A 13,455-nucleotide genomic window follows, 5' to 3' on the forward strand; every position below is an offset into this window, starting at 1 on the left:
CCGGCGCCGCGGTGGCTGGCGCATCCGTGCCATGCACCGAGTGTGCGCCCACGGCGAGCGCGAATTCCTTGCGGGTCGGGCCGTCAGCCGCGTCTGCGGGGTTGGTTGCGCCCATCACTTCGCGGTTTTTCAAGATCGCACTTTCGCCCTCAAGCACCTGAACGACCACCGGCTCGGACGCCATGAATTCGCACAGCTCGCCATAGAAGGGGCGCTCTTTGTGGACTTCGTAGAATTGACCCGCCTGATCCATGGTCAGTTTGATGCGCTTTTGGGCGACGATACGCAGACCGGCTTCCTCGAACTTGGCGTTGATCTTGCCGGTGAGGTTGCGACGGGTTGCGTCGGGTTTGATGATGCTGAGCGTGCGTTCGATGGCCATTTGTGACCCTTTCATTGGTGGTTCGTGGCCGGTCTGTCCGGCCCTGAATATCTCGCGCCTGCTAGCATGCAGGGCGGGGCTTGAAAAGCCCTCACGCGCGTGTCGCGCCCCCATATGCCACAGCTTCGTTGCAACTTGATGAAGGCCTGCACGCCTTTTATGGGCAACATTTTCGCCACCATCGACGCAGCGCCGATTGACGCGCCCGCCTGCCTGCTGCAAGGGAGGGCGCATGTTGCGCATCACAGATATATCCTATTCGATCGAAGGCCGCCCGCTCTTTGCAGGTGCCTCTGCCACCATCCCCGAGGGCCACAAGGTCGGCCTTGTCGGGCCCAATGGCGCGGGGAAAACCACGCTGTTTCGCCTGATCCGGGGCGAGCTGACGCTGGATGGCGGGGAAATCACCCTGCCCTCGCGCGCCAAGGTTGGCGGTGTGGCACAGGAAGTGCCCTCGTCCTCGACCTCGCTTTTGGACACGGTTCTAGCGGCGGATGAGGAACGCGCCAGCCTGCTGGCGGAATCCGAAACCGCCACCGATCCCCATCGCATCGCCGATATTCAGTCCCGCCTTGTCGATATCGACGCGTGGTCGGGCGAGGCGCGCGCCAGTTCGATCCTGCGCGGTCTTGGCTTTGACAATGAGGCCCAAGCCCGCCCCTGTTCGGATTTCTCGGGCGGATGGCGGATGCGCGTGGCGCTGGCGGGCGTGCTGTTTGCCCAGCCCGACCTGCTGCTGCTGGACGAACCGACCAACTATCTCGATCTTGAGGGCGCGCTGTGGCTGGAGCAATATCTGGCCCGCTACCCCCACACTGTGATCGTGATTTCCCACGACCGTGAGCTGCTCAACCGCGCGGTCGGCGCGATCCTGCATCTCGAAGAGCGCCAGTTGACGCTCTATCAAGGCGGCTATGACACCTTCGCGCGCACCCGCGCGCTGCGCCGTGAGGCCCAAGCCGCTCAGGCCAAGAAACAAGACACGCGCCGCGCACATCTGCAAAGCTTTGTGGATCGCTTTCGCGCCAAGGCCAGCAAGGCCAAACAGGCTCAGGCCCGCGTGAAGATGCTCGAAAAGATGGTGCCGATCACCGCGCCCGAAGAGGCCGCGCAACAGGTGTTCAGCTTCCCCGAACCCGAACAGCTCAGCCCGCCGATCATCACGATGGAGGGCGCGGCTGTCGGCTATGGTGGCCCCGCGATCCTCAAGCGGCTGGATCTGCGCATCGACCAAGACGACCGCATCGCGCTGCTCGGGCGCAATGGCGAGGGGAAATCGACCCTGTCGAAGTTTCTCGCCGGCAAGCTTGAGGCGATGGAGGGCAAGATCACCCGCTCGTCTAAGCTGCGCATCGGCTATTTCGCCCAGCATCAGGTGGACGAATTGCACCTTGATGAAACGCCGCTGCAGCACCTGCGCAGCCAGCGCCCCGACGAGGCGCAGGCTAAACTGCGCGCCCGTCTCGCTGGCTTTGGCCTGCGCGCCGATCAGGCGGAAACGGCTGTGGGCAAACTTTCGGGCGGGCAGAAGGCGCGGCTGTCGCTGCTGTTGGCGACGCTCGATGCACCCCATTTGCTGATCCTCGACGAGCCGACCAACCACCTCGATATCGAAAGCCGCGAGGCGCTCGTTTCGGCGCTGACGGAATATTCCGGCGCGGTGATTTTGGTCAGCCACGACATGCACTTACTTAGCTTGGTGGCCGATCGGCTGTGGCTGGTCAAAGATGGTGGCGTCGCACCTTATAACGGTGATCTCGACAGCTATCGCGCCGAATTGCTGGCCCCGGCTGCCCCGGCGGGCAAACAGAAACCGGCCAAGCAATCGCAAAAAACCGCGCCCACTGCACCCGCTACGCAAAGCGCCCCAAAGCCTGCGCGCGATGAACGTCAAAACCTGAAAAAGGCGCTGCGCGAAAGCGAGGCGCGCGTGGCCAAGCTGACCGAGATGCTCGAAAAGCTTGATGCAATCATGGCCGATCCCAAGCTCTATTCCGCCGCCCGCGCCGCCGAGGCCGAACGTTGGTCGAAGAAACACGCCGAGTTGCGCACCGCCATGACCCGCGCCGAGGCGCTTTGGCTCGAAGCGCTGGAAAAATTCGAGACGGCTGAAAAGAGCTGATCGCGCGCAAGGGCGCTGGCCCCTATCGTTGCTCCAAAACGACGCCCGGCTCGCTCACGCGCCGGGCGTTTCCTTTTCTGCGTCAAATTTATTTCCGATAATTTCACTCAACTATTGACGAAAGCGTGATCGCCTTCTACCTCTGGCCGCGAACCGCGTGACAGGAGAGAGACATGAAAACGCCCCTATCCCTAACTTTGGCTGCCCTGATCGCCAGCCCTGCGCTGGCCGATGTGAACGTCTATTCGCATCGCCAACCCGAGCTGATCGCCCCCCTGTTTGACGCATTCACCGCGCAGACCGGCATCAAAGTGAACACCGCATTCGTCGATAAAGGCATGCTCGAACGCCTGCGCGCCGAGGGCAAACGCAGCCCCGCCGATCTGGTGCTGACGGTCGATATCGCGCGCATAGAAGAGGTCGTGGCTGCGGGCGTGACCCAGCCCGTCGATGACCCCGCCCTGATCGCCGCGATCCCGGCCAATCTGCGCGATCCGGGCAACCAGTGGTTCGCGCTCAGCACGCGGGCGCGCATCGTCTATGCCGCGAAAGATCGCGTCGCGCCGGGCGAAGTGACCACCTATGAAGATCTCGCCGATCCGAAATGGAAGGGCCGCATCTGCACCCGTTCTTTCACAAGCGATTACAACGTGGCGCTCACCGCCGCCTATCTTGCCCATCACGGCGAGGCCGCGACCAAAACGTGGCTAGAGGGCCTCAAGGCCAATCTCGCCAAACGCCCCGAGGGCAATGACCGCAGTCAGGTTAAATCAATCTGGGCGGGGCAATGCGATATCTCGCTGGGCAACACCTATTACATGGGCCAGATGCTGGCTGATCCCGAACAGCAGGAATGGGCCAATGCGGTGCGCCTTGAGTTCCCGGTCTTTGAGGGCGGGGGCACGCATGTCAACATTTCCGGTGTAGCGATGACCAAAGCCGCGCCAAACAAGGCTGAAGCGTTGAAGTTGATGGAATTTCTGGTCTCGGACGCGGCGCAGGAAATCTATGCCGAGACCAATCACGAGTTTCCCGTGAAACCGGGGGTAGCCCCTTCGAAACTGGTGGCAAGCTGGGGTGTGCTGAAGCCAGATATGCTATCTCTGGATAAGATCGCCGCGCTGCGCCCTGCCGCCCTCAAGCTGATCGATCAAGTCGATATAGACGGCTAAAGCGCGCTATTGCGCAGCGATTGCAAAATCCAGATCGGCGCCGATGCGCGTGCGCGCCATCGCGGCGATCTGGTCCATATCCTGCGCGTAACGTTTGCGCAGCTTGACGCTGTCGATCGCGTTGAACGCGGCCAACGGGGCGCCTTGGGGCTGGCGCGCGTGAAACGCCGCGAGACGTTGGATTTGATGGGGGTCCAGCGTGACATTGGCTCGGTGCAGGCGCTGCAACATCGCAATCGCACTATCGGGACGATCCAACTGGGGCGGCGTGCGCGGGTCCAACCGCGCGCCCGGCACCAAAGCGGCCAAGGCTTCCTCGACCAAAACCGGAGCGGGCAGCACCACGATCTCTTGCGGCGCAAGCGCTGCGTGCAGATCAGCAATGACCTGCGCCCAGCCCCGCGGACGCTCCATCAGCCGCGCCACCGCGCCCTCAAAGGGTTTCAGCGCGCGCCCTGTCGCCATATGACGCCACATCATCGGGTAATACTGATCATAGGGCAGCGTCTGGATCACCACCCGGCCAATGGGCGCATCAAGACGCCGCGCGAAGCGCATCGCATTCTTGCCCGCCTGCTCGAAAAAGCTGAACAGCCCGCAGCTCACATCGCCAATCAACTTCGCATCCAGATGAATCTGGCCGCTGCGATGGGGCCCCAGCACGGCCTCGCCATAGCCTGCCTTGGCAAGCTGCGCCTGCCCGCTGGCCAAACTACGCGCAACTTGCGCCCCAAGCGCCCCCGAGGCGGGCGACGCGATAAACAGGTGATGGTGCCGGCTCATGCTCTGCCTCCGGTTATTGCTGGCCTCAAAAATAGCGGCGCAATATGGCGAAAAGGCGCCCGATTGAGGAAGGTTTCGCGGCGGATGGACAACGCCCGCGCCCTGTCCCATCTTGGCACGACAGCGAGAGGGCAAACATGACGCGCAAGATCATCATCGACACCGATCCCGGCCAAGACGACGCGGTGGCGATTTTGCTGGCCTTGGCCAGCCCCGAGCTTGAAGTGCTCGGCATCACCTGCGTGGCGGGCAACGTGCCACTGGCGCTGACGGCGCTGAATGCGCGCAAAGTGTGCGAACTGGCCGGGCGACCCGATATGCGCGTCTTTGCAGGCTGTGATCGCCCGATGGCGCGCGCGCTGGTGACGGCGGAATATTTGCATGGCAAAAGCGGGCTGGACGGCATCGTTCTGCCCGAGCCCGAGATGGAATTGCAAGAGCAGCATGCCGTCGATTTCCTGATCGAGTCCTTACGCGAGTCCCCTGCGGGTACGATCACCCTCTGCCTGCTCGGCCCCCTGACCAACATCGCCACCGCGTTCGAACGCGCGCCCGATATTAAGGATCGCGTCGCCGAGATCGTGCTGATGGGGGGCGCCTATTTCGAGGTTGGCAACACCACGCCTGCGGCAGAATTCAACATTCATGTCGACCCACAAGCCGCTGAAATTGTGTTCAAATCAGGCGCTCAGATTGTGGTGATGCCGCTGGATGTGACCCATAAGGCGCTGACTTCGCGCGCGCGCATCGAGGCGTTTCGCGCGATGGGCACGCAGGTGAGTCACGCCGTTGCCAGCTGGACCGATTTCTTCGAGCGCTTCGATATGGCGAAATACGGCTAGCAGGGCGCGCCGCTGCATGACCCCTGCGTGATCGCCTATCTGCTGGCGCCCGATCTGTTCACCGGGCGCCATATCAATGTCGAGATCGAAACCCAGTCCGAGCTGACAATGGGCATGACTGTCGCCGATTGGTGGGGCGTCACCAATCGCGCGCCCAATGCGCTGTTCATGGGCGATATTGAGGCGACCGGATTTTATACGCTCCTGAGTGAGCGCATTGCACGGCTTTGAGGGCTGCGGGGGCGCTGCCCCCTCTGGCCTGCGGCCATTCACCCCCGGGATATTTCAATCAAGAGGAAGAGGGATTGGGATCATCGCCAGCGCGGCCTATATTATGCGAAAGGAGCGCGCATGACCCTCAATTTCGACAATAGCTACGCTCGGTTGCCAGCCGATTTTTTCACCCCCCAGCAACCCGATCCGGTGCCAGAACCAAAGCTGGTGGCCCTCAATCGCGATCTTGCTGCGCGCCTGGGGCTGGATTGCGATTGGCTGGAAAGCCCCGAGGGGGTGGAAATGCTGGCAGGCAACCAGATGCCCGCAGGCGCCGAGCCGATCGCGCAGGTCTATGCGGGGCATCAATTTGGCGGGTTTGTGCCGCGCTTGGGGGATGGGCGCGCGGTTTTGCTGGGCGAGGTTGTGGCGCCGGACGATGCCCATTTTGATCTGGTGCTTAAAGGTGCGGGGCGCACGGCGTATTCGCGTGGGCGCTCGGATGGGCGGGCATGGATCGGACCGGTCTTGCGCGAATATGTGCTGTCTGAGGCCATGGCCGCACTTGGCCTGCCCACCACCCGCGCGCTGGCCGCCGTCACAACGGGCGTATCTGTATCGCGCGATGGTTGGGGGCGGCCCGGCGCGGTCTTTACGCGCGTCGCGGCAAGCCATATCCGCATCGGAACCTTTCAATATTTTGCGGCGCGCGGTGATGTCGACGCTTTAGAAACGCTGTGTAACTATTCGATATCACGTCATTTTCCAGATGCGGAGGGGCCGCTGGGCCTGTTGCGCGCCGTTGTTGCGGCGCAGGGCGACTTGATCGCGGGCTGGATGTCATTTGGCTTTGTGCATGGTGTGATGAACACCGATAACATGGCGATTTCGGGCGAAACGATTGACTATGGCCCCTGTGCTTTTCTGGATGCCTATCACCCGCAAAAAGTGTTTTCCTCGATTGATCAATTCGGGCGCTATGCCTTTGGCCAGCAGGCCCAAATCGCGATCTGGAATCTGGCGCAACTGGCCAATTGCTTGCTGCCGTTGATGGGCGAGAAAGATGCCGCGATCGAGGCCGCCAGCGCAGCGGTGGACAGCTTTATTCCGATCTATCAGGCGGCGTGGCTGAAACGGTTTGGCGCAAAGATCGGGCTGGCGGATGCAGGCGAGGATGATCTGCCGCTGATCCATTCCCTGCTGGAACGCATGGCCACGGAACAGGCCGACTTCACCCGTGTTTTCAGTGCCTTGCGGAGAAATCCTGACGCAGCCCGTATCGAGTTCACCGAAAGCATGGCCTTTGATCAATGGGCCGAAGGCTGGCGCGCTCGATTGCAACGCGAACCTAACCCAGAGGCCGTGATGGCGGGGGCCAATCCGATGCGCATTGCGCGCAATCATCAGGTCGAAGCGATGATCGAGGCGGCATTGTCCCAAAATTACGCCCCGTTTCACCGCTTGAACGCTGCCCTTGCGGACCCGTTTGCGCCCGATGCACGTTTCCTGAAATATGAAACCGCGCCACGCCCCAATGAACGCGTCTCACGCACCTTTTGCGGGACTTGAACCTCACCCCTCAACACATTGAAATCATGACACTTCGGATCGCCTCTTACAATTTGCACAAATGCGTGGGCGCGGATGGGCGCCACGACCCAGGGCGCATCATCGCGGTGATGAATGCGCTGCAAGCGGATGTGATTGCACTGCAAGAGGTCGACAAGCGGATGGGCGCGCGCCCGGCCGCATTGACCCAAAAGCTGATTGAGGCCGAAACCGATTTTGAGCGCCACGACATGCCGCGCACTGGCCCGGACAGTTTGGGCTGGCACGGGCAGGTGGTGCTGGTGCGGCGCGGCACCCGGGTGCTGGGCGTCGAGGCGATCACCCTGCCCGGCCTTGAGCCGCGTGGGGCGCTGGCGGTGCGCATTGCGCCCGATAACGGCGGCCCCTTCACGATGGTGGGCGCGCATCTGGGGTTACGGCGCACGGATCGGCGCGCGCAGTGGACGCGGATTGCCCAACTGATGCGGGACGCGCGCCCCCATCCGGCGCTTGCGATTGGCGACTTTAACGAATGGCGCCACGAGCGCGGTTTTGAGACGCTGACGGGGTTTCACGTGCACGCCCCCGGCGCGAGCTTTCCCGCACGCGCGCCCTTCGGGCGGTTGGATCGGATCGTGACCGCGCCGGGGCTGCGGGTGGTGCGCGCGGGCGTGCTTGATACGCCGCTGGCGCGCGTGGCCTCGGATCATTTGCCGATCTGGGCCGATATCGGCGGGATCGTGACGCGCGCGCAGCGAATCTAGCCGCCCTTGCCCCGCGCCGCCTGCCCCGATAAGGCTTCGATAAATCTCCGTTCTCCGAGAGCCGCATGGACCTGAGCCGCGAAAATTTCCAAGGCAGTTTGCTAATGGTCGCCGCGATGGCGGGCTTTGCGCTGGAGGACATGTTCGTCAAAGCATTGGGCGAGCGGCTGCCCGTCGGCGAGGTGCTGATGCTGCTGGGCACCGGCGGCGCGACCCTGTTTGGCGCAATCGCGCTGTGGCGGCGCGACCGGCTAATCTCGCGCGATCTGCTGGCGGCGTCGGTCCTGCTGCGCAATAGCGGTGAAATCCTTGGTACCGTCTGCTTCGTCGCCGCAGTGATTTTCACGCCCCTCGCTCAGGCCTCGGCAATTTTACAGGCCACACCTCTCGCGGTCACCTTGGGCGCGGCGCTGTTCTTTGGCGAGGCGGTGGGCTGGCGGCGTTGGTCGGCGATCTGGGTCGGCTTTCTTGGCGTGCTGATCGTGATCCGCCCCGGTACCGAAGGCTTCTCGATACTGTCGCTTTTGCCCGTCGTCGCGGTGATCGGGTTGGCCGCGCGCGATCTGGCCACGCGCAAAGTGCCCCGCGCGATCACCTCGATGCAGCTTGCAACCTACGGGTTTGGCGTGGTGGTGCCCGCGGGCGCGGTGATCCAAGCGCTCAGCTCCGCACCGATGCTGATGCCAAGTGCTGCGGAATGGGCGATGATCGCGGGCGCGCTGCTCGTCGGGCCTTTGGGCTATTACGCGCTGATCCTCGCGATGCGGATCGGCGAGGTCTCGGTGATCGCGCCCTTTCGCTATGTGCGGCTGATCTTTGCGGTGATCATCGGCTGGGCCGTCTTTGCCGAGCCCCCCGATCGTTTCACCTTGCTGGGCGGCGCGGTGATCGTGGGATCAGGGCTTTATACGCTGTGGCGCCAAGCCAGGTTGCGCCGCCGATAAAGGCCACGCAAATTTCATGCAGCGCGCTCTTTTCGCGCGCCCCTCACCGGTCTATAGATTTCTCGAACTAAATTCACCCATAAGGGGAGCGCCATGAGCACCATCATCGACATTCACGCCCGCGAAATTCTGGACAGCCGGGGCAACCCCACGATCGAGGTCGACGTGATCCTCGAAGACGGCACGATGGGGCGCGCGGCTGTGCCCTCGGGGGCCTCGACGGGCGCGCATGAGGCGCATGAACGCCGCGATGGCGACAAGAACCGCTATTTCGGCAAAGGCGTGCTTGAGGCGGTGATGGCCGTGAATGGCGAGATTGCCGAGAACCTTGTGGGCGAGGACGCCACCGAGCAGGTCGAAATCGACCGCGCGATGATTGAACTCGATGGCACCGAGAACAAGGGCCGTCTGGGTGCAAACGCTATTTTGGGCGTCTCGCTGGCCGTTGCCAAGGCCGCCGCTGACACCTCGGCGCTGCCGCTTTATCGCTATATCGGCGGCACCTCGGCGCGCATCCTGCCGGTGCCGATGATGAACATCATCAATGGCGGCGAGCATGCCGACAACCCAATCGACATTCAGGAATTCATGATCATGCCGGTCAGCGCGGGCAATATCCGCGACGCGGTGCGCATGGGCTCGGAAGTGTTCCACACGCTGAAAAAGGAACTCTCGGCGGCGGGGCTGAACACCGGTTTGGGCGATGAGGGCGGTTTCGCGCCGGAACTCAGCTCGACCACGGCGGCGTTGGACCTGATCCTGAAATCCATCGAAAAAGCGGGCTATAAACCGGGCGAAGATATCTATCTCGCGATGGATTGCGCCTCGACCGAGTATTACAAGAACGGCAAATATGAGATGACCGGCGAGGGCCTGAGCCTGAGCTCGGAAGAAAACGTCGACTATCTCGAAAAGCTGCTGGGCGCCTATCCGATCATCTCGATCGAAGATGGTATGGCCGAAGATGACTGGGCTGGCTGGAAGCTGTTGACCGAACGTCTGGGCGACAAGGTGCAACTGGTGGGCGACGATCTGTTCGTGACCAACCCGGTGCGTCTGGCCGATGGCATCAAGCAGGGCGTGGCAAACTCGATGCTGGTCAAGGTCAACCAGATCGGCACCCTGACCGAGACGCTGCAAGCCGTCGATATGGCCCATCGCGCGGGCTATACCAACGTCATGAGCCACCGCTCGGGCGAGACCGAAGACTCCACCATCGCCGATCTGGCCGTGGCCACCAATTGCGGGCAAATCAAGACCGGCTCGCTGGCGCGCTCGGACCGGCTCGCGAAATATAACCAGTTGATCCGCATTGAAGAAATGCTGGGCGAGACTGCGGAATACGCTGGCCGCTCGATCCTGAAATAAGGTTTCATCTAGCCCAAAATACTCCCGCCGGAGGCACCCGCCTCCGGCGGGTTTTCCATGCCCGCAATAAGCTTGCCTGCCCCTGCCAATGCGCGCAAACTGAGGGCATGACCCAAGCGCTCCTGTTTGATGTTTTTGGCACCTGCGTTGATTGGCGCAGCGCTATCGCGCGTGCCGTGACAAAGGCCCTGCCCGGCGTCGATGCGCTGGCTTTTGCAGATGCGTGGCGCGGCGAATATGACCCTGCGATGGCGCGAATCCGGGCGGGCGATCGCGGCTATGTCGCGCTGGATGATCTGCACCGCGAAAACCTGCACCGGGTGGCCGAGCGGTTTGGCGTGCGTGCCCCTGACGCCCTTGCGCAGGCTTGGGAGCGGCTTGATCCGTGGCCCGACACGGTCGCGGGCCTGCACGCGATTGCTGCGCGCGCGCTGATCGCGCCCTGTTCCAACGGGTCTATCGCCTTGATGGCGCGGTTGGCCAAACACGCGCTTCTGCCTTGGCACTGTATCTTGGGGGCCGATATTGCGCGCGATTACAAACCCAAGCCCGCAGTTTATCTCGCCGCGTGCGATGCCCTGCGCCTGCCGCCCGAGGCGGTGATGATGGTCGCGGCACATAATAACGATCTAGCCGCCGCGCGCGCGCTTGGTCTGAAAACCGCCTTTGTCGCGCGCCCCACGGAATACGGCCCCAACCAAACCACCGATCTTGTTGCCGAAGCTGATTGGGACATCATCGCGCCCGATTTCTTGGTATTGGCAGACAGGCTGGTCGATGCGCGCTGATCAGATCGTCGCAGCCCTTGGCGTGCAGCCCCATCCCGAGGGCGGGCATTATCGCCAGATCTGAGTGGCACCGAATGCCTCAGCCGGGCTGAGAAATTTTGCCGCCCCCGATCAGCGCACCCACCCCGGTCGTTGACGGCCCCGAGGTCGGCAATCCGCGCGCCACGCGCACGGCCAGATAGGCGAATGCCTGCGCCTCAAGCATATCGCCGTCCAGCCCGATATCCTCGATCGGTTGCACCGGACAGTTCATGCGGGTTTGCAGCGCCACCATCAGGGCTGCATTCAACCGCCCGCCGCCCGTGACGTAAATCGCGCTTGGCGGGATCGGGTAATGCTCACCCCCGCGCGCCACGGCAGCGGCGGCGCAGGCGGTCAGGGTGGCGGCGGCATCGACATCACTCAGATCAGAAACCCGCGCAAGCATATCATGAAAATCGTTGCGATCCAGCGACTTGGGCGGCATACGCAGGAAATAGTGATGCTCCAGAAAGCCTTGCAGCGCGGCCTCATCGACGCGCCCTTCCAGTGCCAGCGCGCCGCCCTCATCCTGATCCAGCTTGCGCCGAATTCGCATCAAATCATTGATCGGCGCATTGGCAGGACCAGTGTCAAAGGCCAGCACGGCACCGGGCATTTCGGGCGCAGCTTGGCGCGGATCAACCCAGGTGACATTGCCCACCCCGCCGAGATTGAGAAACACCGCAGGCGCATCCAGCCCGGCATATTTCGCGCAAGCAAAGTGGAAAAACGGGGCCAGCGGCGCCCCCTGCCCGCCCATCTCGACATCGCTTGATCGGAAATCCCACACCACCGGACGCCCCAGCACCTCGGCCAGTACCGCGCCATCGCCCGCCTGATGGGTGCGCCGTGGGCCTTGGCGACCATCGGGATCATGCGCCAAGGTCTGGCCGTGAAAGCCGATGATACTGGCCTCGCTAAGCCCTGACAGGATTTCGGCATGCGCGGTTTCGACAACCTCGGCGGCGGCCTCGACACCATCCTCTCCGGGCCAACGGCCCAAAGCGGCATGCAATATGTCGCGTTCAGCGGGCGCATAAGGGCGATAGTCAGAGCGGCCGAAGTCCAGGATCCGCTCGCCATCACTCAGCACAAGGGCCGCATCGACCCCATCCAGTGACGTTCCCGACATCGTGCCTGCCGCCCAGACCGGCCCCGGTTTCAACATGGCTTCCCTCTCACCGCCCTGCCCGATATACGCACGCTGTTAGGAAAGGAACAAGCACGATGACCTACCATCCCAAATCAGACTTCATGCGCGTGATGATGGAGCGAGGCTTTCTGGCCGATTGCACCGATTATCAGGGGCTAGACGAGGCTTTGGTCAAGGGTGTCGTGCCGGGTTATATCGGCTTTGATGCGACGGCGAGTTCGCTGCATGTCGGCTCGCTGATCCAGATCATGATGCTGCGCTGGCTGCAAAAGACCGGGCATCAGCCGATCACGCTGATGGGCGGGGGCACGACCAAAGTGGGCGACCCGTCTTTCCGCGCCGATGAGCGCCCACTGCTGACGCCAGCCCAGATCGACGACAACATCGCGGGCATCAAGAAGGTGTTCGCGAAATATGTCAGCTACGAGGGCGAGACCCCCGCGCTGATGCTGAACAATGCAGAATGGCTCGACGGGCTGAACTACCTCGATTTCCTGCGCGATATCGGGCGTCATTTCTCGGTCAACCGGATGCTGTCTTTTGAATCCGTCAAGTCGCGGCTGGACCGCGAGCAATCGCTCAGCTTCCTCGAATTCAACTACATGATCCTGCAAGCCTATGACTTCCTTGAACTCAACCGCCGCTACGGCTGTCTGGTGCAAATGGGCGGGTCGGATCAATGGGGCAATATCGTGAACGGGATCGACCTGACGCGCCGGGTGCTGGACCATGAGATTTACGGCCTGACCTCGCCGCTGCTGACCACGTCGGATGGCAAGAAAATGGGCAAAAGCCAGTCGGGCGCGATCTGGCTGAATGCGGATATGCTAAGCCCTTACGAGTTCTGGCAATTCTGGCGCAACACGACCGATGCCGATGTGGGCCGGTTCCTCAAGCTCTATACCGAATTGCCGGTGACAGAATGCGACCGCCTCGGCGCGCTGGAAGGGTCTGAGATCAACGAAGCCAAGGTGCGCCTTGCCAATGAGGTCACGGCGCTTTGCCACGGCTGGGACGCCGCACGCACCGCCGAGGCCACCGCGCGCGAAGTGTTCGAAAAGGGCGGCGTGGGCGATGACCTACCGACCTTGACGCTGAGTGCGGATGATCTGGGTGAGGGCATCAGCCTTGCGCAACTCGTCGTGCGCTCGGGTCTTGCGAAAACGGGTAAGGACGGCAAGCGACTGATCTCTGAGGGCGCGCTGAAGGTGAATGACGAGGGCTGCACCGATGCGGGCCGGATGTTCACCGCCGCCGATCTGGCCCAGCCGGTGAAGCTGTCAGCGGGCAAAAAGCGCCACGCGCTGGTCGAACTGGGCTAAGCCAGAACGCCGTCCGGGAAAATCCGGGCGGCG

11 protein-coding genes and 1 pseudogene are annotated in these 13,455 nt (G+C 62.5%); 9 read left to right on the forward strand and 3 right to left on the reverse strand.

Annotated elements, in window-relative coordinates; genetic code table 11:
- Positions 1 to 382 (reverse strand): nucleoside-diphosphate kinase (gene ndk, locus QZ571_RS09395; RefSeq protein ID WP_295533791.1); only part of this gene is annotated, 382 nt, incomplete at its 3' end.
- Between the two features lie 232 nt (positions 383 to 614).
- Between ndk and QZ571_RS09400 the strand changes: the two genes are divergently transcribed.
- A complete protein-coding gene (locus tag QZ571_RS09400; RefSeq protein WP_295533793.1) occupies positions 615 to 2,504 on the forward strand; it encodes an ABC-F family ATP-binding cassette domain-containing protein in 1,890 nt (629 codons plus the stop codon).
- Between the two features lie 173 nt (positions 2,505 to 2,677).
- Positions 2,678 to 3,676, forward strand: a complete 999-nt coding sequence (locus QZ571_RS09405) for a Fe(3+) ABC transporter substrate-binding protein (RefSeq protein WP_295533795.1) — start codon at positions 2,678 to 2,680, stop codon at positions 3,674 to 3,676.
- A 6-nt stretch (positions 3,677 to 3,682) separates the two neighbouring features.
- On the opposite strand, the gene QZ571_RS09410 is transcribed toward QZ571_RS09405, so the two are convergent.
- Positions 3,683 to 4,459, reverse strand: coding sequence for a hypothetical protein (locus QZ571_RS09410; protein ID WP_295533797.1), 777 nt, complete (start codon positions 4,457 to 4,459; stop codon positions 3,683 to 3,685).
- 137 nt (positions 4,460 to 4,596) lie between these two features.
- Here QZ571_RS09410 and QZ571_RS09415 point away from each other — a divergent pair.
- From QZ571_RS09415 to QZ571_RS09440, 6 genes and pseudogenes are all read left to right on the forward strand, one after another.
- Positions 4,597 to 5,532: pseudogene (locus QZ571_RS09415) on the forward strand (nucleoside hydrolase).
- 120 nt (positions 5,533 to 5,652) lie between these two features.
- Positions 5,653 to 7,083 (forward strand): YdiU family protein, encoded by a 1,431-nt coding sequence (locus QZ571_RS09420; protein ID WP_295533799.1) that lies wholly within the window; start codon positions 5,653 to 5,655, stop codon positions 7,081 to 7,083.
- A gap of 26 nt (positions 7,084 to 7,109) precedes the next feature.
- Complete coding sequence (locus tag QZ571_RS09425; RefSeq protein WP_295533801.1) at positions 7,110 to 7,826, forward strand: endonuclease/exonuclease/phosphatase family protein; 717 nt, start codon at positions 7,110 to 7,112, stop codon at positions 7,824 to 7,826.
- A gap of 65 nt (positions 7,827 to 7,891) precedes the next feature.
- Positions 7,892 to 8,770: a DMT family transporter gene (locus QZ571_RS09430; RefSeq protein ID WP_295533803.1), complete on the forward strand. Its 879-nt coding sequence runs from the start codon at positions 7,892 to 7,894 to the stop codon at positions 8,768 to 8,770.
- A gap of 93 nt (positions 8,771 to 8,863) precedes the next feature.
- Positions 8,864 to 10,138 carry a phosphopyruvate hydratase gene (eno, locus tag QZ571_RS09435; protein WP_295533805.1) on the forward strand — a complete coding sequence of 425 codons (1,275 nt, stop codon included), beginning with the start codon at positions 8,864 to 8,866 and terminating at the stop codon, positions 10,136 to 10,138.
- A 107-nt stretch (positions 10,139 to 10,245) separates the two neighbouring features.
- Complete coding sequence (locus tag QZ571_RS09440) at positions 10,246 to 10,926, forward strand: haloacid dehalogenase type II (protein ID WP_295533807.1); 681 nt, start codon at positions 10,246 to 10,248, stop codon at positions 10,924 to 10,926.
- A gap of 79 nt (positions 10,927 to 11,005) precedes the next feature.
- Here QZ571_RS09440 and QZ571_RS09445 read toward each other — a convergent pair whose 3' ends face one another.
- The gene (locus QZ571_RS09445) at positions 11,006 to 12,115 is read right to left on the reverse strand and encodes an anhydro-N-acetylmuramic acid kinase (RefSeq protein WP_295533808.1); all 1,110 of its coding nucleotides are present in this window, start codon (positions 12,113 to 12,115) and stop codon (positions 11,006 to 11,008) included.
- Positions 12,116 to 12,174: 59 nt separating this feature from the next.
- Between QZ571_RS09445 and tyrS the strand changes: the two genes are divergently transcribed.
- Positions 12,175 to 13,422 carry a tyrosine--tRNA ligase gene (gene tyrS / locus QZ571_RS09450; RefSeq protein ID WP_295533810.1) on the forward strand — a complete coding sequence of 416 codons (1,248 nt, stop codon included), beginning with the start codon at positions 12,175 to 12,177 and terminating at the stop codon, positions 13,420 to 13,422.
- Positions 13,423 to 13,455: the final 33 nt, after the last annotated feature.

The organism is uncultured Thioclava sp. (genome assembly GCF_913064665.1).
Taxonomy (GTDB): Bacteria; Pseudomonadota; Alphaproteobacteria; order Rhodobacterales; family Rhodobacteraceae; genus Thioclava; species Thioclava arctica.

What these genes read in the sequence shown, in the direction of transcription:
- QZ571_RS09420 (WP_295533799.1), top strand. Translation starts at nt 5,653, where the DNA reads ATGACCCTCAATTTCGACAATAGCTACGCTCGGTTGCCAGCCGATTTT.
- QZ571_RS09410 (WP_295533797.1), bottom strand. Translation starts at nt 4,459, where the DNA reads ATGAGCCGGCACCATCACCTGTTTATCGCGTCGCCCGCCTCGGGGGCG.
- QZ571_RS09445 (WP_295533808.1), bottom strand. Translation starts at nt 12,115, where the DNA reads ATGTTGAAACCGGGGCCGGTCTGGGCGGCAGGCACGATGTCGGGAACG.
- QZ571_RS09425 (WP_295533801.1), top strand. Translation starts at nt 7,110, where the DNA reads ATGACACTTCGGATCGCCTCTTACAATTTGCACAAATGCGTGGGCGCG.
- tyrS (WP_295533810.1), top strand. Translation starts at nt 12,175, where the DNA reads ATGACCTACCATCCCAAATCAGACTTCATGCGCGTGATGATGGAGCGA.
- eno (WP_295533805.1), top strand. Translation starts at nt 8,864, where the DNA reads ATGAGCACCATCATCGACATTCACGCCCGCGAAATTCTGGACAGCCGG.
- QZ571_RS09440 (WP_295533807.1), top strand. Translation starts at nt 10,246, where the DNA reads ATGACCCAAGCGCTCCTGTTTGATGTTTTTGGCACCTGCGTTGATTGG.
- QZ571_RS09430 (WP_295533803.1), top strand. Translation starts at nt 7,892, where the DNA reads ATGGACCTGAGCCGCGAAAATTTCCAAGGCAGTTTGCTAATGGTCGCC.
- QZ571_RS09400 (WP_295533793.1), top strand. Translation starts at nt 615, where the DNA reads ATGTTGCGCATCACAGATATATCCTATTCGATCGAAGGCCGCCCGCTC.
- QZ571_RS09405 (WP_295533795.1), top strand. Translation starts at nt 2,678, where the DNA reads ATGAAAACGCCCCTATCCCTAACTTTGGCTGCCCTGATCGCCAGCCCT.